The sequence below is a fragment of the Cryobacterium sp. TMN-39-2 genome (assembly GCF_004402745.1).
Classification (GTDB): Bacteria; Actinomycetota; Actinomycetes; order Actinomycetales; family Microbacteriaceae; genus Cryobacterium; species Cryobacterium zongtaii.
Genome location: NZ_SOFX01000020.1, coordinates 155,464 through 175,202, shown reverse-complemented (window position 1 = coordinate 175,202; position 19,739 = coordinate 155,464). Strand labels below are relative to the sequence as shown.

The window sequence follows — 19,739 nt, the reverse complement described above, 5'->3', positions numbered from 1 at the left end:
CCACATAAGTACGGCTCGAGAAAAAGCTTGTGGCCGCTCGCCAACAAATCCGCACCCCCGGGTGCGGGGTGGGAGTGGTTGTGACCGCTAATCGAACCGACTACCTGAACGCAGAACACACATCGTCAGGGGTCGACCAAACCGAGCGCACCTTCGTGCTGGACACCTCGGTTCTCCTGTCCGATCCGAAGGCGATCTTCCGGTTCGCCGAACACTCCGTCGTACTGCCGGTGGTGGTGATCACCGAACTGGAGTCCAAGCGCAACGACCCGGAGATCGGTTACTTCGCCCGGCAGGCGCTGCGTTACCTCGACGAACTGCGGGTCAAGCACGAACGACTCGACTTCGCCATCCCGGTGGGGGAGGGCGGCAGCCTGCGGGTCGAGCTGAACCACTCGAACATGTCGGTGCTGCCCTCCGGGTTGCAGCTGGGCGACAACGACTCGCGCATCCTCGCGGTGGCCATGAACCTGGCCAACGACGGACTCGCCGTCACCGTGGTGTCCAAGGACCTGCCGTTGCGGGTGAAGGCCGCCTCGATCGGACTGACCGCAGACGAGTACCGGCACGAGCTGGCTGTGGACTCCGGCTGGACGGGCATGGACGAGATCACCCTGAGCGCCGAGCAGGTCAACGACCTCTACGACAAGGAGTCCCTGCAGACCCGCCTGGTGCAGGACATGCCGGTCAACACGGGCCTGGTGATCCACTCCGACCGCGGCTCGGCCCTCGGCCGGGTCACCGGGCGGGGCGAGCTGCGCCTGGTGCGCGGGGACCGCGACCTGTTCGGCCTGCACGGCCGTTCGGCCGAGCAACGCCTGGCGATCGACCTGTTGCTGGACCCGGAGATCGGCATCCTGTCGTTGGGAGGTCGAGCGGGGACGGGGAAGTCGGCGCTCGCCCTCTGCGCCGGCCTGGAAGCCGTGCTGGAACGGCAGCAGCACCGCAAGATCATGGTGTTCCGGCCGCTGTACGCGGTGGGCGGCCAGGAGCTCGGCTACCTGCCCGGTGACGCGCAGGAGAAGATGGGTCCCTGGGGCCAGGCGGTGTTCGACACCCTCGGGGCACTGGTGAGCGAGAACGTACTGGAGGAGGTCGTCGAGCGCGGCATCCTTGAGGTGCTGCCGCTGACCCACATCCGTGGTCGGAGCCTGCACGACGCCTTCGTGATCGTCGACGAGGCGCAGTCGCTGGAGCGGAACGTGCTCCTGACGGTGCTCAGCCGGATCGGACAGAACTCCAGGGTGGTGCTCACCCACGATGTGGCCCAGCGCGACAACCTGCGCGTGGGTCGCTTCGACGGTGTCGCGAGTGTGATCGAAACGCTGAAGGGCCACCCCTTGTTCGCCCACATGACCCTCACCCGGTCCGAGCGCAGCGCCATCGCCGCCCTGGTCACCGAGATGCTGGAGGGAAACGAGCTGGCATAGGGCCACGAAAGCGGCGAACCGGTTGCCTCAGCGAAGCTGAAGCAACCGGTTCGCCGCTTTCGCGGTACGGGTTAGCGCGCCTGGGGCGGCCGGGTCATGCTCAGGACGTCCAGGGCCGTGTCGAGCTGCTCGAGGGTGACCTCGCCGCGTTCCACGAAGCCCAGGTCGATGACCGACTCGCGCACCGTGAGGCCCTGCGCCACGGAGTGCTTGGCCACCTTGGCGGCGGCTTCGTAGCCGATCACCCGGTTGAGCGGGGTGACGATCGACGGCGATGATTCGGCCAGAGCGCGGGCACGGTCGAGGTTGGCCTCGAGGCCGTCGACGGTCTTGTCGGCGAGCACCCGGGCGCCGTTGGTGAGCAGCCGAATCGACTCGAGCAGCGCGGTGCCCATCACCGGGATGGCCACGTTGAGTTCGAACGCGCCGGAGGCGCCGGACCAGGCGATGGTGGCGTCGTTGCCGATCACGCGGGAGCAGACCATGAGCACGGCCTCCGGGATGACCGGGTTGACCTTGCCGGGCATGATCGACGAGCCCGGCTGCAGGTCGGGGATGCTCAGCTCACCGATGCCGGTGTTGGGGCCGGAGCCCATCCAGCGCAGGTCGTTGCAGATCTTGGTGAGGCCAACCGCGATGGTGCGCAGAGCACCGGAGGCGTCGACCAGGCCGTCACGGTTGGCCTGGGCCTCGAAGTGGTCGATGGCCTCGGTGATCGGCAGCTCGGTCTCGTCGCAGAGCAGCTCGATGACGAGCTGCGGGAAACCGGCCGGCGTGTTGATGCCGGTGCCGACGGCGGTGCCGCCCAGCGGCACCTCGGCGACGCGGGGGAGCGCGGTGCGCACCCGTTCGATGCCCAGGCGCATCTGGCGGGCGTAGCCGCCGAATTCCTGGCCGAGGGTGACCGGGGTGGCGTCCATCAGGTGGGTGCGGCCGGCCTTGACCGCGGTCGCCCACAGTTCGGCCTTGGCCTCGAACGCGACCGCGAGGTGATCCAGGGCCGGGATGAGGTCGTCGATGAGGGCGCTGGTCACGGCGATGTGCACCGAGGTGGGGAAGACGTCGTTGGAGGACTGCGACGCGTTCACGTGGTCGTTGGGGTGCACCGGGCTGCCCAGGCGGCGGGTGGCGAGGGTGGCGAGCACCTCGTTCATGTTCATGTTCGACGAGGTTCCGCTGCCGGTCTGGTACACGTCGATGGGGAACTGGGCGTCGTATCGACCGGTGATGACCTCGTCGGCGGCTGCCGCGATGGCGTCGGCGATGTTCGAGTCGAGCACGCCGAGACGGGCATTGGCGAGGGCCGCCGACTTCTTGATGCGGGCCAGGGCCGCGATCTGGGCGGACTCGAGCACGGATCCGGAGATCGGGAAGTTCTCGACCGCCCGCTGCGTCTGCGCACCGTAGAGCGCGTCGGCGGGAACCCGGACCTCGCCCATCGTGTCGTGTTCGATCCGGAATTCTGTTTCAGCTGAAATGTCCACCACGGTGTGTCATACCTTTCGATTCATGCGGGTTGCCGGTCGGTGTCGAGAGTTCCTAGACGACGCCGACGACGAGGTCAGGATCTGCGCGGCCCTCGAGGAGCCTGTAGTTCGCACCGACGATAGCCAATGTACCTTCTGCGATCGCGGCGCTGATCATCTCGGAGCGCTGCACGAGCTCCGCCACGGTGTCGCGCAGGTGTTCCCGGCCCACGGCGGATGCGTCCACATCGTCGGGGTCGAGCGGACCGGTTTCGGGTCCATTGACGCGGCGCACCGCCGGCACGATCTTCTCGATGATGCTGTTGATGTGCGGCGGCAGGGCCTCGGCGTCTTCGGCTTGCGAGTCGATGGCGGCTCGTACCGCGCCGCACCTGTCGTGGCCGAGCACCAGGATCAAAGGCACCTTGAGCACCGCAACGGCGTACTCGAGTGAGCCGAGCACCGAATCGGAGATGACCTGGCCGGCGTTCCGCACGACGAACAGGTCTCCCAGGCCCTTGTCGAAGATGATCTCGGCGGCGAGCCTGGAGTCGCTGCAGCCGAACAGGGCGGCCATGGGGTTCTGCACGAACGCGGTCTCGGCGCGACGGTCGACGTCCTGCCGGGGATGTTGCGGTGTGCCCGCCACGAAGCGTTCGTTGCCCGCGGCGAGGTCGTTCCAGACCTGGGCCGGTGTCGGAGTCGGAGTCGGTGTGTCGGTCATTCGCTGGAGCCGTTCTGTTCGGTGCTGATCTGCTCGGCCACGGCGGCGGCGAGCACGGTCAGCTCTTCGTCGGTGGCGGTGCCGATCAGGAGATAGCTGCTGTCGCCGGCCTCGGTGACGAGGGCGGATTCGAAGTTGCCCCGGTCGGCGGCCGGCGCGGGATTGCGGTAGACAGCCCAGTCCAGACCGGCGATGGTGATGGTGTCGGTCGGCTCGACGTCTTCGAGCTGGTCGGCCAGCCAGGTGGGGTTGGCGTCGACGGCCTGGGTGAGCCCGATGAACTCATTCTCGGGGGTGAGCAGGCCGAGGTACCAGCTCGAAACACCGTCGTTGCCGCCCTGGCGCCACTGGGCGGCGTTGGCACTCCAGCCGGGTGGGAGCACGGGCACGACGAGCGGTTCCTCGACGCCGGACTGCGCCTGTTCGGCGACGCTCGTGTAGTCGACCTCGCGATTGATCGGGGTGTCGCTGCGGGGCACGATCAGCACCAGCACGATGACCGCGCCGAGGGTCGCCAACAGCGAGTAGACGAGGTTGTTGATGGTCTTGCGGGACCGGTAGTTCTTGGAGTTGGTTGCCAGCCGCCTAGCGCGTTCCTCGGCGGTCTCCGGGCGGCCGAGCTCCGCGACGACGCGCGGTGGGCGGGGACTGCGGCTCATTCCGCGGTGGCCGCGCCGCGGGCGGCATCCAGGCGTGCTTTGGCGCCGATCAGCCATTCCTCACAGCGGGTGGCGAGGGCCTCGCCCCGCTCCCAGAGCGCCAGGGATTCCTCGAGCGTGGACGCACCCTGCTCGAGCACTGAGACGACACGGATCAGTTCGTCCCTGGCCTGCTCGTAGCTGAGCGAGTCGACCGCCGGGACGGTGCCGGCGGTGGTCGGAGTCGGGGCTGCGGACGAAGTCATGTCATCCATCCTATTTCTTTCCATCTATTTCGAGACCGCGGGCACGGTGCCAACGCCCACGGTGATGCGCAGCTCGGTGCCGGCCGGGGCCTGGTCGCTGGAGCGCAGCACGTGGCCGTCCGGCAGCTGCACGATGGCGTAGCCGCGGTCGAGGGTGCCCTGGGGGGAGAGGGCGCGCAGCTGGGAGCGCAACTCGACCACGCTGGAACCGGCGCGTTCGAGAGTACGGTGCATCAGCTCGGTGCCGCGCGCCACGTACCGGGTGAGGTCCTGCGAACGACTGTCGATGATCCAGTCCGCGCCGGCGAGCACCGGTCGGCTGCGCAACTGGCCGAGCCTGTCGACTTCGGTGGCGAGGATACCGGTGAGCCGGCTGCTCAGCCGCGCCCGTGCCTGCTGCACCCTGTTGAGTTCGTCGGAGACGTCGGGCACCACCCGCTTCGCCGCGTCGGTGGGAGTCGAGGCGCGGAGGTCGGCGACATCGTCGAGCAGCGGCCGGTCGGCCTCGTGGCCGATGGCGCTGACCACCGGGGTGGTGCAGGCCGCGACGGCGCGCACGAGTGACTCGTCGCTGAAGCCGAGCAGGTTCTGGAAGTCGCCGCCGCCGCGGGCGACGATGATGACGTCCACCTCGGGGTCGGCATCCAGCGCCCTGATGGCCGCGGTGACCTCACCGACCATCCGGTCGCCCTGCACGGCGGCGTGCACCACCCTGAAGTCGACGGCCGGCCAGCGCAGCTGGGCGTTGCGGAGCACGTCTTTCTCGGCGTCGGAGTCCTTGCCGGTGACCAGCCCGATGCGGTGCGGCAGGAACGGCAGCGATCGTTTGCGGGACGCGTCGAAGAGGCCCTCGGCCTTGAGCTGCGCGCGCAGGCGTTCGAGCCGTTCCAGCAGGTCGCCGAGCCCCACGTGGCGCAGCTCGAAGACCTGCATCGTGAGGGAGCCGCCCTTGACCCAGTAGTTGGGCTTGACGAGGGCGATGACCCTGTCGCCCTGCTTGAAGTCACCGGTCAGGCGGGCCTTCACCGACGACCAGACCGTGAAGCTCACCGTCGCATCCACGGAGAGGTCCTTGAGCTTGCCGTAGACGTTGCCGCCGCTGGTGCCCCACTGCACGATCTCGCCCTCCACCCAGGCGGTGCCGAGCCGTTCGATGTAGCCGCGGATCTTGTTGGAGAGCACGGCGACGGGCCAGGGGGCGTCGACGGTGGGCGGCTCGTCGCCCGCGGCGGGCATCGTGACTGCGTTCATGGGTCTCCTGGTCTGCTGAGGGCTCGCACGGTCCGTTCAGACATGCCCGCTTAGACTGTTCGGGTGAGTACCAGTACTAATGCGCCCGTGATCGGCCTTGGCATGCCCAGAATTCCCAGCCTGCGCAACAGGCTCAAGGATACCCCGGTGGTCGGGCCGAAAAAGGTGCTGCTCGCGGCCCCGCGCGGCTACTGCGCCGGCGTGGACCGGGCCGTCATCGCGGTGGAGAAGGCCCTCGAACTGTACGGGGCGCCCGTCTACGTGCGCAAGCAGATCGTGCACAACACCCACGTGGTGAGCGAACTCGAGAAGAAGGGCGCCATCTTCGTCGAAGAAGTGGATGAGGTCCCCACCGGTTCGCATATCGTCTTCAGCGCGCATGGCGTGTCGCCGGCGGTGGTCAACGCCGCTGCCGCCCGCGGCCTGTCGGCCATCGACGCCACCTGCCCGCTCGTCACCAAGGTGCACCGCGAGGCTGTGCGCTTCGCCCGCGACGACTTCGAGATCTTGCTGATCGGCCACGAAGGCCACGAAGAGGTCGAGGGCACCGCTGGCGAGGCGCCGGAGCACACGACGCTCGTCGGCAGCCCGGACGAGGCCGACACTATCGTCGTGCGCGACCCGGACAAGGTGGTCTGGCTGTCGCAGACCACGCTGAGCGTTGACGAGACCATGGAGACGGTGCGCCGGCTGCGGGCCCGGTTCCCGAACCTGCAGGACCCGCCCAGCGACGACATCTGCTACGCCACCCAGAACCGTCAGGTGGCCATCAAGAAGGTCGCCCGCGACTCCGATCTGGTGATCGTGGTGGGGTCGGCGAACTCGTCCAACTCGGTACGCCTGGTGGAGGTGGCGCTGGAGTACGGCGCGAAGGCCGCCTACCGGGTGGACTACGCCAACGAAGTGAAGCAGGAGTGGCTCGACGGCGTGAACACCGTGGGCGTCACGAGCGGAGCATCCGTGCCCGAGGAACTCGTCGAGGAACTGCTGCGCGACCTGGCCGGCGCCGGCTACGGCGACGTGGAGCAGATCAAGACCGCCGAGGAAGACCTGCTGTTCTCGCTGCCCAAGGAGCTGCGCAAAGACCTGCAGGGCAAGACCGACGCGCGTGCGCTCGGGGGCAGGGTCAGTCGACCGGAGTAGTCGGCGGCTGGCCGGGCCTTATGGCTGGCTGAGGTACTCGAGCAACGCCGGGTCGCCGGCCAGCACGACGGCCACGGCCGCGACCAGCAGGACAAACGCGACGACGCCGCCGATGATCGGGACGTAGAACGCGCGTCGTCCGCGCAGCAGCAGCAGGATCGACGAGACGGCCGCGGCCACCCAGACGACGGCCTGGCCGATGCTGCCGCCGGTGATGATCGCGTTGACGGAGTCCGTCACGGTGTACTCACCCAGCTCGGCCTGCGAATAGAGCATCGCCAGGGCCTGCGGCAGGCTGCCGAGAATCGAGATGGTGAAGTAGGCGCCGAGCAGCCCGAAGACCAGCAGGCTGATGGTGAGGGGTCGGTCCCAGGCAGGCGCCGTTCCCGGCACCGCACCTGGCGCCGCGGAGGCCGGCCGTTCGGCCGATCCCCGCGTCGCCCGGGCCGGCGTCACCGTGGTGGATGCGGCGGCAGAGGCCGCAGGAACGGGTTCGTCCTGCGGCGGCGTCCAGGTCCAGCCCTCCGGAGCCAGCTCGCCGTAGCGGGGCTGGGGGCGGTAGTCCACCGGCGGGGTGACCGCCGGGGTCTGGTCTGAAGCGTTCTCTGCCATCGTCATCCGGTGTTTTCTGTTGAACTAGCTGTTGGAGTGCCCGGCGGAACCGAGCTGGCGGGTGGCCTGGGCAACGCGAGCGGCCATGGCCGTCTCGGCAACCTTGCCCCAGGCGCGCGGGTCGTACAGCTTCTTGTTTCCGACTTCACCGTCGACCTTGAGCACGCCGTCGTAGTTCTTCAGCATGTAGTCGGCGATGGCGCGGGTGAACGCGTACTGGGTGTCGGTGTCGACGTTCATCTTCACGACACCGTTGGCGACGGCTTCGGCGATCTCGGCATCGGTCGATCCCGAGCCACCGTGGAAGACGAGGTCGAGGGGCAGTGCGCTGGTGCCGTACTTGGCGGCGACGCTGGCCTGGATCTCCGCAAGGAGCTCCGGACGCAGCTTGACGTTGCCGGGCTTATAGACGCCGTGCACGTTGCCGAAGGTGAGGGCGGCCATGTAGCGGCCCTGTTCGCCGAGGCCGAGGGCCTCGATCATCTTGACGGTGTCGTCGAAGGTCGTGTACAGGTTGTCGTTGATGTCGCCCTCAACGCCGTCTTCTTCGCCGCCGACGGCGCCGATCTCGACCTCGAGGATGGCGTTGATCGCCTTGGTGCGGGTGATGATGCCCTTGGCGATCTCGAGGTTCTCGTCGAGCGCGATGGCCGAGCCGTCCCACATGTGCGACTGGAAGATCGGGTTGAAGCCATCGGCGACGGCGGTCTCGGAGGCCGAGATGAGGGGTAGTACGAAGTCGTCCAGCGCACCCTTGGGGCAGTGGTCGGTGTGCAGGGCCACGGTGACGGGGTAGTTGTCAGCAACGGCGTGCGCGAACTTGGCGAACGCGAGGGCGCCGGCGGCACGGTTCTTGACGGTGTGACCGGCGAAGTAGTCGGCGCCACCGGTGGTGACCTGGATGATGCCGTCAGAGCCGGCTTCGGTCAGGCCCTGGAGAACGGCGTTGATGGACTGCGAGGAGGAGACGTTGAATGCGGGGTACGCGAACCCCTTCGACTTGGCCTTGTTCAGCATTTCGGCGTATTGGTCTGGGGTTGCGATGGGCATTGCTTCTCCTCGAAATCGAGCGGGGGTGTCCGGCAAGTCTAGCGAGGGCTTCTGTGTGAGCGCTCGGGGTACAAGGTCCCGCTCTAGGCACGCTGGGTATGCTGGCCCCGTACCGGCGTAGTTCCGGCGCGTCCCTCAGCAACCCACATACGACCTCGAAGGACACCAATACACAGTGACTACTGAACACGATTCTCTCTACCTCCACCCCGACCGCAGCCTCGGCATGGAGCTGGTGCGGGCCACCGAAGCCGCCGCCATCCGCGCTGTGCCGTTCATCGGCCGCGGCGACAAGAACGCCGCAGACGGTGCCGCCGTCGACGCGATGCGCAAATTCCTCGGCACTGTCGATTTCGACGGCGTCGTCGTCATCGGCGAGGGCGAGAAGGATGACGCGCCGATGCTCTACAACGGCGAGCACGTCGGCAGCGGGCGCGGGCCCTCCTGCGACATCGCGGTGGACCCCATCGACGGCACCTCACTCACCGCCAACGGGCGTCAGAACGCACTGAGCATGATCGCGGTCGCCGACCGGGGCAGCATGTACGACCCCAGTGCCGTGTTCTACATGGACAAGATCGTCACCGGATGGGAGGGCCACAACGTCGTGGACCTGCGCCAGCCGATCGGCGAGAACATTCGCGCCTTGGCCAAGGCCAAGGGCAAGGATGTGTCCGACATGACCATCGCCATCCTCGACCGGCCGCGGCACGCCGGCCTGATCGAAGAGGTGCGCGCGGCGGGCGCCGGCACCCGGTTGATGCTCGACGGCGACGTGGCCGGCGGCATCAACGCGGCCATCACCGAGACCCGGATCGACATGTGCGTCGGCATCGGCGGCACCCCGGAGGGCATCATCACCGCCTGCGCGTTGAAGGCGTTGGGCGGTTTCATCCAGGCGAAGCTGCACCCCAAGGACGACGACGAGGCACAGCGGGCCATCGACGCCGGCCACGACCTTGACCGCATCCTGGGCGTGAACGACCTCGTCACCAGCGACAACACCTATTTCGTCGCCACCGGCGTCACCGACGGCCAGCTGGTCGGCGGGGTGCGCAAGATGGGGCCGAAGATCCGCACCGAGAGCATCGTGTTGCGCGGCAGTACCGGCACCATCCGCCGGGTCGTGGCGGAGCACCTTGCCGAGAAGTGGCTCTAGAGAGCCCTACTTTTATTCAACGAGGATGCCCAGCTGCGCCGCGAGCAACGGAGCGAGCAGCGCGAGCTGGGCGTCGTCGATGGTGGCGCCCCTGAGCCCTTCCAGGCTGTGGATGGCCGAGAAGTCGCTGGAGCGCAGGTCCACGTCGGTCAGCCGTGCGCCGGCCACGTCGAGGGTGCCGATCCGGCAGTCGCGGAGTTCCAGCCGTTGCACGGTGGCCCCGGAGAGGTCGAGCTCGTCGATGATGCAGTTGGAGATGAGCACGTCGGTGAGGGTGGCGTTGCGCAGGTTGATGAAGTCCAGCTTCGACCCGTCCAGCTGAACGCTGCGCAGGCCGGAGTCGTAGAGCTCGACCGAGCCGAGCCTGGAGTGCTCGATGCGCACGTCCCGCCAGCTCGATCGTGGCGCGCTGAACACGGCCGCGTGCAGTTCGGTGGCGACGCACTCGTTCCAGGTGCTGCCGCGCAGCACCGTGGTATTCAGGTCAACGCCGTGGAACTCACACTCCGCGAACCGGGTGCCGGTGAAGTCCCGGCCGGAGAAGTCCACCCGGCTGTAGCGTTCGGCCTCACGGTCGTCACCGCGGCCCACCAGCGCGCCGTCGTTGTCGAGCAGGTTCTCGAGCAGGATCCGGTCCAGCTGGGGTCCGCGCCGCTTCGACCGGGCCGGTGGCTTGGCCACTAGGAGGCCGGCTCGGCGACGGGTTCGAGCAGGAACACCGGGATGACCCGGTCGGTCTTGACCTGGTAATCGGCGTAGTCGGGGTACGCCAGAACGGCCCGCTCCCACCAAAGGGCCTTCTCGTCGCCGGTAATCTCCCGGGCGAGCATGTCGCGTCGCACCGGACCGTCCTGCACCTCGACGAGCGGATGCGCGAGCACGTTGGCGTACCAGACCGGGTTCTTCGGGCTGCCGCCGAGCGACGCCACGGCGGCGTAACGGCCGTCGTGTTCGACGCGCATGAGCGGAGCCTTGCGGATCTTGCCGGATTTGGCGCCGAGGGTGCTCAGGACGATCACGGGCATCCCGCGCATGGTGGTGCCCTTGGTGCCGGCGGAGGTCTCGTACAGTTCGACCTGGTCGCGGACCCACTTCTCGGGGCTGGGCTCGTACTCTCCGTGCAGGGGCATGCTGGCTATCTTTCTCTCGGGGGAAAACGGGGGTGGCGCGGGGCGTACCACGGAATGTAGCGCCAGAGCACGCCGGCTCCCACCAGGCCCACCACTCCCATCACAGCACTGGCCACCGACAGCGACAACAGTGCGATCATGGCGGCGACGGCCAGGGGAGCGGCGGCGCTGCCGAAGTCGGCGGTGAACCGCCAGGCGCCCAGGAACGGGGCCGGGCCGCCGGCCGGCGCCAGGTCGGCGCCGAGGGTCATCAGCAATCCGCTGCCGATACCGTTGGCCACGGACAGGAACATCGCCACGGCGATGAACCACGCCACGTTCTCGGGCAGATCGTGGGTGAACGCGAGGGCGAGCATGCCGACCCCCAGTCCGATCATCGACGGGATCGCGGTCCACATGCGCCCGAAGCGGTCCATGATCTGGCCGCTGGCATAGAAGAGCGCGAAGTCGATGCCGCCGGCGATGCCGATGATGAGGGCGGTGTCGGGTTCGTTGATGCCGATGCTGACCGCCCAGAGCGGCAGCAGCACCGTGCGGGTGGCCCGCATCGCACCGACCAGTCCCGCGCCGGTGCCCAGCCGCAGCAGCACACCCCGGTAGCGCCAGATGGTGCTGAACAGTCCCGCGGTCTCCACGGCGGCGACGGGAGCAGGCTTCGCGAAGGTAATCGTCGGATCCGGCAGCAGCATCAGCACGACGGCGGCGGCCACGCAACAGACGATGAACACCCAGAAGACGGCGGTGGTGCTGCCGGTGAGGTGGATGACCCCGGCGGCCAGGAACGGTCCGACGAACCAGCCGGCGCGGAAGACGCCGCCGAGGGTCGACAGCGCCCTGGCCCGGTAGGCCACGGGCACGTAGCTGGTCATGAAGGCGTGCCGGGCCAGAGCGAACACGGCCGTGGCCAGGCCGATCAGGAAGATGCCCACCAGCAGCACGACCGGGTTGGGGGCGACGATGCAGACCAGCACGGCGATGATCGCCAGCAGCGACGCCCCGATCATCGAGTTGCGTTCGCCGATGCGGGACACTATCGCGCCGCTGGGGATGTCGCCGACGAGTTCACCGACCATGACCATGGCCGCGATGAAGCCGGCGAAGGCCAGCGACGCGCCGAGGCCGTCCGCCACCAAGGGGATGAGCGGGATCATCGCACCCTCGCCGATGGAGAAGAGCAGCGTGGGTAGAAACGCGGCCAGAGCCACTCCCCGGAGGCTGAAGGGGCGCTCGGTGCTCATCCGTTCGATGTTACCTCTCGCCCGGTAGGCTGGATTCCACAATGATTGAGCTGGATTTCTCTGAGCAGATCGCCGCGCTGCGGGCCACGTTTGACGACATCCGGTCGGTGATCGACATCGACAGGCTGAAGCTGGACATTGCCGAGTTGAGCGACCAGGCGGGTGCCCCCGACCTGTGGAACGACTCCGAGCACGCCCAAAAGGTGACCAGCGAGCTCAGCCACCGCCAGAGCGAGCTCAAACGCATCGACAGCATCGAGTCCCGCCTCGACGACCTCGAGGTGCTCGTGGAGCTGGCCAACGCCGAGGGCGACCAGGAATCGGCCGATGAGGCCACGGCGGAACTGCGCAGCGTGCAGAAGGTCCTCGGCGACCTCGAGGTGCACACCCTGCTCAACGGTGAGTTCGACCCGAACCCTGCCGTGATCACCATCCGGGCCGGGGCCGGTGGCGTGGACGCCGCCGACTTCGCCGAGATGCTGTTGCGCATGTACCTGAGGTGGGCCGAGCAGCATGATTACACCACCAACGTTCTCGACGTGAGCTACGCCGAAGAGGCCGGCATCAAGTCCGCCACGTTCGAGGTGAACGCGCCGTACGCGTTCGGCACCCTCAGCGTCGAAGCCGGCACGCACCGCCTGGTCCGGATGAGCCCGTTCAACTCCGCGGGCAAGCGCCAGACCTCCTTCGCCGCCGTCGAGGTGGTCCCGCTGATCGCCCAGGCCGAGGCCGTGGAGATTCCCGACAACGACATCCGCGTCGATGTGTTCCGCTCCAGCGGCCCCGGCGGGCAGTCGGTGAACACCACAGACTCCGCCGTGCGCATCACCCACCTGCCCACCGGACTGGTGGTGAGCTGCCAGAACGAAAAGAGCCAGATCCAGAACCGCGCGGCGGCGATGCGGGTGCTGGCGTCCAGGCTGCTGTTGCTGCAGCGTGAGCAGGAGGCGGCCACCAAGAAGGAGTTCGCCGGAATCATCACCGCGAGCTGGGGTGACCAGATGCGCAGCTACGTGCTCGCGCCGTATCAAATGGTCAAGGACCTGCGCACCGAGTACGAGGTCAACAACCCGTCCAACGTGTTCGACGGTGACCTGGACGGATTCATCGCCGCCGGCATCCGCTGGCGCAAGACCCCCACCGACTAGGCGTGTCAACCTTTGGACTTGCTGCTTGAGGCATGTCGCAAGTAGGTAAATCCCGGATGGCTGCCTAGGCTCGAAACGCCATGATCCGATTTGATCACATCACCAAGAAATATCCCGGTACGAACCGACCGGCCCTGAACTCAATCGACGTCGAAATTCTTCGCGGCGAGTTTGTCTTCCTGGTCGGGGCTTCGGGCTCGGGAAAGTCGAGCTGCCTTCGCCTGATGTTGAAGGAGGAGAAGCCGTCCAGCGGTAGCATTCACGTGCTCGGCCAGGACCTGCGCTCCATCTCCAACCGCAAGGTGCCCTACTTCCGTCGCAACCTCGGGGTGGTCTTCCAGGACTTCCGTCTGCTGCCGAACAAGACCGTCTACGACAACGTCGCGTTCAGCCTGCAGGTCATCGGTAAGTCCCGTGGGTACATCCAGGAAGCCGTGCCCGACACCCTGCAGATGGTGGGCCTGGCTGAAAAGGCGCAGCGTCTGCCACACGAACTCTCCGGTGGTGAGCAGCAGCGCGTGGCCATCGCCCGAGCGATCGTGAACAAACCGCAGATCGTTCTCGCCGACGAACCGACCGGAAACCTCGACCCCACCACCAGTGCGGAGATCATGTCGCTGCTGGCCCGGATCAACGCCGGCGGCACCACCGTGATCATGGCCACGCACGAGGCCGGCATCGTCGACAAGATGAAGCGCCGCGTGATCGAACTCTCCGCGGGCCAGATCGTGCGCGACGAGCGTCAGGGCGGCTACGCCACGGCGGCCATCCCGATGGTGCTGCCCCCCGGCGAGCGGGCCGCGTCGCGGTCCTCGCGGATGCCGGCCACGGGCGCCGCCCCGGCCACGCCGCTGACCCACCCCGCGCCGGAGGTGCTGCCCCAGGAGGTGGCATCGGCCGAGGTCGAGGCCGCCGCCGTTGCGGTGAGCACCGCGCTGCCGGTGGAGCCGACGCCCGAACCGGCAACGGTGATCGAACGGGCCGAGCCCCTGTCGGTCGTGGCTTCCACCCCGCCGGTCCCTGTCGTGGCGCCCATCCCGCCGGTTCCGGTCATGGCCGAGCAGCCCGCAGCGGTTGACCGTCAGCCGGAAACCCCTCAGCCGGAACCCGACCAGCAGGCCGCTGCGCCGCCGGTCGAGCAGCCGACCTCCACGATGTCCAGGCCGGTGCTCCCGGTCACCCAGCACGACGAACCAGAACAGCTCACCCTGGCCGAGAAGCTCGGCCTGCGGGCTCCGGGCGAAAAGGCCGATCCCACCAGTGAGCAGAACGTAGGACCCACCCGATGAGACTCGGACTTGTGCTTTCCGAAGCATCCAACGGCCTGCGCCGCAACGCCTCCATGGTCGTCTCGGTCGTGCTGGTCACCTTCATCTCGCTCACCTTCGTGGGCGCGGCGATCCTGATGCAGATGCAGATCGGCCAGATGAAGAACTTCTGGTACGACCGCGCTCAGGTGGGCATTTACATGTGCACCGCCATCTCGCCGGGGGAGACCTGCACCGCAGGCGAAGCCTCCCAGGAGCAGATCGACTCGGTGGAGGCGCAGCTGGAGTCCCCGACCCTGGCAACCTTCATCGACAAGTACTACTTCGAGACGCACGAGCAGGCGTTCGAGAACTTCAAGACGCAGTTCGCGGGCAACCCCGTGGCCGACTACGTGACAGCCGAACAGCTCAACCAGACCTTCTGGGTCAACCTCAACAACCCCGAGGACTCCGAGGTGCTGGTCGAGAGCCTGTCCGGCGTCGCCGGGGTCGAGAATGTCGCCGATCAACGCAAGTACCTCGATCAGATTTTCTCGGTGCTGAACGTGGCCAGCTATACAGCCATCGGCATCGCATCGTTGATGCTCGTGGCGGCGGCCCTGCTGATTGCCACGACCATCCGGCTGTCGGCGTTCTCCAGGCGCAAGGAGTTGGGCATCATGCGACTGGTGGGTGCGTCGAACCGGTTCATCCAAACGCCGTTCATCCTTGAGGGTGTCTTCGCGGCGCTGCTGGGTTCACTGCTGGCCGGTGGGGCGATCGTGGCGATCGTGCACTACTTCGTGCAGGGCTACCTGGGTGCCAGTCTCACCGGCTTCGCCCTGGTCGGCCTCGATGACGCGTTCACCGTGGTGCCGATCCTGCTGGTGCTCGGTGCGGCGCTGGCCGCAGCGTCGGCCAACTTCGCGATCACCCGCTATCTGAAGGTCTGATCAGATCCACTAGACTAATGGGCTGCCCGGCGGATGCCTGGCCGCTTCACTGAACCGATCGAGGAGAATGCCGTGCCCAGGGAAAAAGGCGAGAAGGTCGTCGCGACCAATCGCAAGGCGCGCCACGACTACCTCATCGAGGATACGTACGAGGCCGGAATGGTGCTCAGCGGCACCGAGGTGAAGTCCCTCCGCGCCGGACGGGCGTCCCTCGTCGACGGCTACGCGTTCATCGAGTCCGGGGAGGCCTGGCTGGATGCCGTGCACATTCCGGAGTACACCGCCGGCACCTGGACGAACCACCCGCCCCGTCGCAAGCGCAAGCTGCTGCTGCACAAGGCGGAGATCGTCAAGATCAGCCACAAGACCAAAGAGGGTGGCTACACCCTGATTCCGCTGAAGATCTACTTCAGCGACGGCAAGGCCAAGGTCGAGATCGCGGTGGCCAAGGGTAAGAAGGAATACGACAAGCGGCAGACCCTGCGCGAACGCCAGGACAAGCGCGAGTCCGACCGAGCCATCTCCGCCCGCCGCAACCTCGGCGACTAGCCAGCCCCGACCCGCCCCGAGTCGCCCGCTCAATCTGGCCGCTACTCGTCTTGTGGTCGGGTCTTCGGGTCGTGCGCCCGGTGCTTCTCGGGTGTGCGCCATGTCCCGGGCGGGTCGATCCAGTGCGGGGCCTTCATGGTGTACCTCGGTCCACTGGGGTGGGCAGTCGCAGCCCGGGATGATGCAGCCGCCGTCTCGGGCGGTGATCATTTTGCGTTGCATCGGGGAGAAACAACGGGCCTTGGAGCCCAGGCCGAGGACGGCACCGGCCCTGCCGAAGAAGACGGGCTGGAAGGCGCCGTTGTCGATCATCTGCGTAATGGTCTTCATCGAGACCGGCCCGTCGACGCCGTCGATCCAACCGACGCCGGCGTCCTTGAGGAGGTCGGCCGCGTTCGCATGCACCATCACCGTCGGTGGCATGCCGCCCATGGTCGGGGTGCGGGGGTCTTGGGCGACCTGCACCAGGATGCCGCGGAGAATATCGGCGCGCTTCTCCCCGCCGGTGCGTTAGCATCCTCTGGGCCACCTTCTCACCCAGCGCCAGGCGCCGTTTCATCTCCTGCCGAGACGCCAACGTGAGGCGGGTGAGCAGGTGCTTTGATGCGACGCCCCCAACCGCCACGCCATCGAATCCCGGCCCAACCCGGGGCGGGACCGGTATCCGACAACGGTCACCGCGCCAATCCGGGCCGCGTCCACGGGCCGGCCGGCATTCTCGACCGTCTGGGTGAACGCCACCACCTCCGCGTCACTGAGCGCGTCGAGGTCGGTCGACTCCAGAACGGCCTGCACCATCCCCGCGGCATCCGCGAGGACCCGGAGCTTTTCACCGAAGGCGCCGGTGAACGCGCGCTGCACCCCCGGGATCTCCGACGGATCGCGTTGTCGAGGACGGCCTGCGGCATCCGTCGCTACCGGGGTGGCGCGAAAGTGTTGTATCCTAAAAGGCCGTGGTGGTGAGCTGCAATGTTCGCCACTGCGGTTCTGGAAACAGGATTGGTAACTCAACAGCGTGTGACAACAACCGCGTTCTGCGCAACTCATTCGAGTCGGCAGCACGTGAACATGGGGATGATCGGTTTCGACATTGCCTACGTAACTGTGAGAAGCGGGTCGAGGATGCAGGGTTATCTCGTAAACGATCTCTGCAAAACAATAAGTGCCAATTCAAACCGCACTGTCTCGCGTTCCGCTTTCGCCCTCGCGGCCTAAGTAGAACCACATTGAGACCGTCAGACCGGGAATGCTCTCTACTCGGATCCTGACGTCATTTAGAGAGATTGCTCCTATCCTGAGCCTCGGGGTATAGGGGGACTCAAACGAGGGCTGGGCTCGTCGGATCAGCTGCCAGTGGCAAGTTCCGGAGCCGAGTAGAACGCCTTCACTGGATACACCCGTAGAAGAAACATGACCACAGCAATGGACCGGGGTTCAATTCCCCGCATCTCCACCATTGGGTTGTTGCCACACGCTGTTGACCACCAACATGCAAAACGCCACCCTCGAGGTGGCGTTTTGTGTATTCAGGAGCGGCCGGCCCGACGTGGTCAGTCGACCAGGAAGGGCTGATGCCGATACCCGTCCATTTCGAGAATGAGTGCGGACGATTCCGGTACCTCGACGAAGGCGCCGGGCAGGTCGTTGAGCGGCTCGGAGACCACGACCTTCGCATGATCACCGAAGGCGGCCAGCCGCTCCTGGTCGGGGTACATCTGGCGGAGCGTGCGGATGTCCGCCGAATGAAACAACGTGCGCGTGCGTCCCTGGGTCGAGTAACGGAAGGCCCACAAGGTGGAGCCGTCGGAGACGGCGACGGTGCCCTGCCAGGGAAAACGCACATCGTGATCGTGGCCGACAGACTCGACGGTGCGAATGGCGCGCCCGATGGCATCGATCGGGTCATCACGGAGCCCGTAGGTCAGCGCGAGGTGAAAGAGCACCTCTGAGTCCGTCGTGCCGAGCACGTTCGGGTACAGCGACGGGTCGATCGCCAACGTCAGGTCGCGTCTGAGCTCGCGCCACCCAGCAATGGCGCCGTTGTGCATGAACATCCAGTTCTGATAGCGATACGGATGGCAGTTCGTCTGCTGGATCGGCGGTGCGGTTGCCGCGCGAACATGGGTGAAGAAGAGGGGGCTGGTGAGAGCCCTGGTGAGCTCGCTCAGGTTCGCGTCGTTCCACGCGGGTTCGATGCTGTGGAAAAGCGCCGGTGCGGTGCCCTTCGGGGCTCCCGTGGGGTACCAGCCGAAGCCGAAGCCATCCCCGTTCACCGTCTCGGCTCCCAGCGGGGAGTTCAGCGATTGCGCGACTATCGAGTGCTTAGCGTCGAGCACGATCATTGAGGGTTGCAGGGGTTCCCCGAGGTACGCCAGCCATCTGCACATCCGTCCATCTCCCATCCGGCACCGCCGCGGTGGCGCGCACGCGACCATTGTGCACCCGTCCACCGAGGGCGGTCCGGTTCCCCCAGCAGGGTGATGCAAGACCCTTGACCGCTATCCGGCTACCGGTCACACTCATCGCAGACGGTTCACACTGTCGTGATCCGACGGCGACGGAAGAGGTCAACGTGGCTACGTTTGGCATCGAAGAGGAGTTCCAATTCCTCGATCCTGACACCCTGTTCCCCGTGGATGTGGGCGCCCAGGCCTTCGAGCACCTGTCGACGATGCCCGAATGGCAGGGCGTGACGCACCGGGAGTTCCTGGCCTCCCAGATCGAGCACGCTTCGGCGGTGTTCGAAAAGATGGAGGACGCTCACGCGGCCATGACGGGCTTTCGACGCGCGGTCGCCGACCAGGCGGCCGAACTCGGTGTGATCGTGGCGAGTATCGGCACCCCGCCCGACACGACGGCGTTCCCCACTATCACCGACACCGAGCGCTACCAACGCATCGTACGCACCATGGACGCCGTGATCGCCGACCATCAGGTGAGTGGTCTGCACGTGCACGTCGGCATCCCGAGCCGGGAGGCCGGGGTGATCGTCCTGAATGCGGTGCGGCCCTGGTTGCCGCTCTTCACGGCCATCGCCGCGAACTCTCCGCTGTGGCGGGGGCAGGACACCGGGCACGACAGCTGGCGCACGGTATTGCTGCGCCGGTGGACGACCTCGGGCTGCCCGCCGGCCTTCCTCGACGCCGCGGACTACGACCGACGCATCGCACGACTGCTGGGCATCGGCGGCACCGTCGACCTGGGCGTGATCATGTGGGACGTGCGGCTCTCGGAGCACCTGCCCACGATCGAGTTCCGGGTGGCAGACGCACAGCTCGACGCGCAGACCACGCTGTTCATCACCGCGCTGTGCCGGGCGTTCGTGGCGCATTCACTCGGGGTGCCGGCCGCGCAGGCCGCCGCCGCGAGCGCATCCGCCCAGATGCCCTCCGAACTCCTCTCCGCTGCCCTGCTGCACTCGGCCCATCACGGAATGGACCGGCAGGTCTTCGATCCGCTGCGCGGCGGGCTGGCCCCGGCTCACGGCTGCCTCCGCCGATTCGTGCGGATGCTCGAGCCCGAGCTCGTAGAACTGGGCGACGTCGAACTGGTGCGAGAGGCGGTGGCCCGGCTCAGAGTCGACGGCACCGGTGCGGCACAGCAGCGTGCCGCCTTCAGCCGGGGCGGCCGGCCCGAGCTGCGCCGGCTGCTCACCAGGACGATGACCCCGGCTCGGCGCGCCGAGAGGGTGACGGTGGCCGCTGGAGCGATCCTCGGCTGAGAGCGCCCGTCACG

General features: G+C 67.0%; 20 protein-coding genes, 1 other RNA gene and 1 pseudogene. 9 read left to right on the top strand and 13 right to left on the bottom strand.

Annotated features, from left to right (window positions below; translation table 11 throughout):
• The first annotated feature begins 80 nt into the window (after positions 1-80).
• Entirely contained in the window at positions 81-1,430 is a 1,350-nt protein-coding gene (locus tag E3O57_RS06300) for a PhoH family protein (RefSeq protein ID WP_370289865.1), read from the top strand.
• A gap of 71 nt (positions 1,431-1,501) precedes the next feature.
• On the opposite strand, the gene E3O57_RS06295 is transcribed toward E3O57_RS06300, so the two are convergent.
• Genes E3O57_RS06295 through xseA form a run of 5 tightly spaced genes read right to left on the bottom strand, consistent with a single transcriptional unit; the run spans position 1,502 to position 5,775 of the window.
• Positions 1,502-2,917 carry an aspartate ammonia-lyase gene (locus E3O57_RS06295; RefSeq protein ID WP_174776212.1) on the bottom strand — a complete coding sequence of 472 codons (1,416 nt, stop codon included), beginning with the start codon at positions 2,915-2,917 and terminating at the stop codon, positions 1,502-1,504.
• Positions 2,918-2,969: 52 nt separating this feature from the next.
• On the bottom strand, positions 2,970-3,620 hold the full coding sequence (locus tag E3O57_RS06290; RefSeq protein ID WP_103461569.1) for a carbonic anhydrase: 651 nt from the start codon (positions 3,618-3,620) through the stop codon (positions 2,970-2,972).
• Positions 3,617-4,279, bottom strand: coding sequence for a DUF4245 domain-containing protein (locus E3O57_RS06285; RefSeq protein ID WP_103461568.1), 663 nt, complete (start codon positions 4,277-4,279; stop codon positions 3,617-3,619). The genes E3O57_RS06290 and E3O57_RS06285 overlap by 4 nt, the downstream gene beginning before the upstream one ends.
• The gene (locus tag E3O57_RS06280) at positions 4,276-4,524 is read right to left on the bottom strand and encodes an exodeoxyribonuclease VII small subunit (RefSeq protein ID WP_088458066.1); all 249 of its coding nucleotides are present in this window, start codon (positions 4,522-4,524) and stop codon (positions 4,276-4,278) included. The genes E3O57_RS06285 and E3O57_RS06280 overlap by 4 nt, the downstream gene beginning before the upstream one ends.
• Before the next feature lie 24 nt (positions 4,525-4,548).
• Positions 4,549-5,775, bottom strand: a complete 1,227-nt coding sequence (gene xseA, locus E3O57_RS06275; protein ID WP_240632223.1) for an exodeoxyribonuclease VII large subunit — start codon at positions 5,773-5,775, stop codon at positions 4,549-4,551.
• Between the two features lie 102 nt (positions 5,776-5,877).
• Here xseA and E3O57_RS06270 point away from each other — a divergent pair, with 102 nt between their 5' ends.
• The gene (locus E3O57_RS06270) at positions 5,878-6,918 is read left to right on the top strand and encodes a 4-hydroxy-3-methylbut-2-enyl diphosphate reductase (protein WP_088458064.1); all 1,041 of its coding nucleotides are present in this window, start codon (positions 5,878-5,880) and stop codon (positions 6,916-6,918) included.
• A gap of 18 nt (positions 6,919-6,936) precedes the next feature.
• On the opposite strand, the gene E3O57_RS06265 is transcribed toward E3O57_RS06270, so the two are convergent.
• Positions 6,937-7,536, bottom strand: a complete 600-nt coding sequence (locus E3O57_RS06265) for a DUF6264 family protein (protein WP_103461567.1) — start codon at positions 7,534-7,536, stop codon at positions 6,937-6,939.
• An 18-nt stretch (positions 7,537-7,554) separates the two neighbouring features.
• Positions 7,555-8,580 carry a class II fructose-bisphosphate aldolase gene (fbaA, locus tag E3O57_RS06260; protein ID WP_088456697.1) on the bottom strand — a complete coding sequence of 342 codons (1,026 nt, stop codon included), beginning with the start codon at positions 8,578-8,580 and terminating at the stop codon, positions 7,555-7,557.
• Positions 8,581-8,806: 226 nt separating this feature from the next.
• Here fbaA and glpX point away from each other — a divergent pair, with 226 nt between their 5' ends.
• Positions 8,807-9,739, top strand: coding sequence for a class II fructose-bisphosphatase (glpX, locus tag E3O57_RS06255; protein ID WP_174776216.1), 933 nt, complete (start codon positions 8,807-8,809; stop codon positions 9,737-9,739).
• Positions 9,740-9,751: 12 nt separating this feature from the next.
• Here the strand turns inward: glpX and E3O57_RS06250 are convergent, their stop codons facing one another.
• Genes E3O57_RS06250 through E3O57_RS06240 form a run of 3 tightly spaced genes read right to left on the bottom strand, consistent with a single transcriptional unit; the run spans position 9,752 to position 12,107 of the window.
• Positions 9,752-10,420 (bottom strand): pentapeptide repeat-containing protein, encoded by a 669-nt coding sequence (locus tag E3O57_RS06250; protein ID WP_103461566.1) that lies wholly within the window; start codon positions 10,418-10,420, stop codon positions 9,752-9,754.
• Positions 10,420-10,869, bottom strand: coding sequence for a nitroreductase family deazaflavin-dependent oxidoreductase (locus E3O57_RS06245; RefSeq protein WP_103479400.1), 450 nt, complete (start codon positions 10,867-10,869; stop codon positions 10,420-10,422). The genes E3O57_RS06250 and E3O57_RS06245 overlap by 1 nt, the downstream gene beginning before the upstream one ends.
• Positions 10,870-10,874: 5 nt before the next feature.
• Positions 10,875-12,107 (bottom strand): MFS transporter, encoded by a 1,233-nt coding sequence (locus tag E3O57_RS06240; protein ID WP_103479399.1) that lies wholly within the window; start codon positions 12,105-12,107, stop codon positions 10,875-10,877.
• A 41-nt stretch (positions 12,108-12,148) separates the two neighbouring features.
• Between E3O57_RS06240 and prfB the strand changes: the two genes are divergently transcribed.
• From prfB to smpB, 4 genes are all read left to right on the top strand, one after another.
• Positions 12,149-13,255, top strand: a complete 1,107-nt coding sequence (prfB, locus tag E3O57_RS06235; protein ID WP_088456692.1) for a peptide chain release factor 2 — start codon at positions 12,149-12,151, stop codon at positions 13,253-13,255.
• A gap of 80 nt (positions 13,256-13,335) precedes the next feature.
• A complete protein-coding gene (gene ftsE / locus E3O57_RS06230) occupies positions 13,336-14,544 on the top strand; it encodes a cell division ATP-binding protein FtsE (protein ID WP_103479398.1) in 1,209 nt (402 codons plus the stop codon).
• Entirely contained in the window at positions 14,541-15,455 is a 915-nt protein-coding gene (gene ftsX, locus E3O57_RS06225) for a permease-like cell division protein FtsX (RefSeq protein ID WP_103429741.1), read from the top strand. The genes ftsE and ftsX overlap by 4 nt, the downstream gene beginning before the upstream one ends.
• Before the next feature lie 72 nt (positions 15,456-15,527).
• Entirely contained in the window at positions 15,528-16,004 is a 477-nt protein-coding gene (gene smpB, locus E3O57_RS06220) for an SsrA-binding protein SmpB (protein WP_088458063.1), read from the top strand.
• Between the two features lie 204 nt (positions 16,005-16,208).
• Here smpB and E3O57_RS19225 read toward each other — a convergent pair.
• A pseudogene (locus E3O57_RS19225) lies at positions 16,209-16,502 on the bottom strand (DUF222 domain-containing protein); the annotation flags it as partial.
• Between the two features lie 57 nt (positions 16,503-16,559).
• Complete coding sequence (locus E3O57_RS06210; protein WP_103479397.1) at positions 16,560-16,865, bottom strand: hypothetical protein; 306 nt, start codon at positions 16,863-16,865, stop codon at positions 16,560-16,562.
• Positions 16,866-17,074: 209 nt separating this feature from the next.
• Here E3O57_RS06210 and ssrA point away from each other — a divergent pair.
• Positions 17,075-17,460, top strand: a transfer-messenger RNA (tmRNA) gene (gene ssrA, locus E3O57_RS06205).
• Between the two features lie 94 nt (positions 17,461-17,554).
• Here ssrA and E3O57_RS06200 read toward each other — a convergent pair.
• Positions 17,555-18,346 (bottom strand): class II glutamine amidotransferase, encoded by a 792-nt coding sequence (locus E3O57_RS06200; RefSeq protein ID WP_241990327.1) that lies wholly within the window; start codon positions 18,344-18,346, stop codon positions 17,555-17,557.
• Between the two features lie 230 nt (positions 18,347-18,576).
• Here E3O57_RS06200 and E3O57_RS06195 point away from each other — a divergent pair, with 230 nt between their 5' ends.
• Positions 18,577-19,725, top strand: coding sequence for a YbdK family carboxylate-amine ligase (locus tag E3O57_RS06195; RefSeq protein ID WP_165787940.1), 1,149 nt, complete (start codon positions 18,577-18,579; stop codon positions 19,723-19,725).
• The last annotated feature ends 14 nt before the right edge of the window (positions 19,726-19,739 follow it).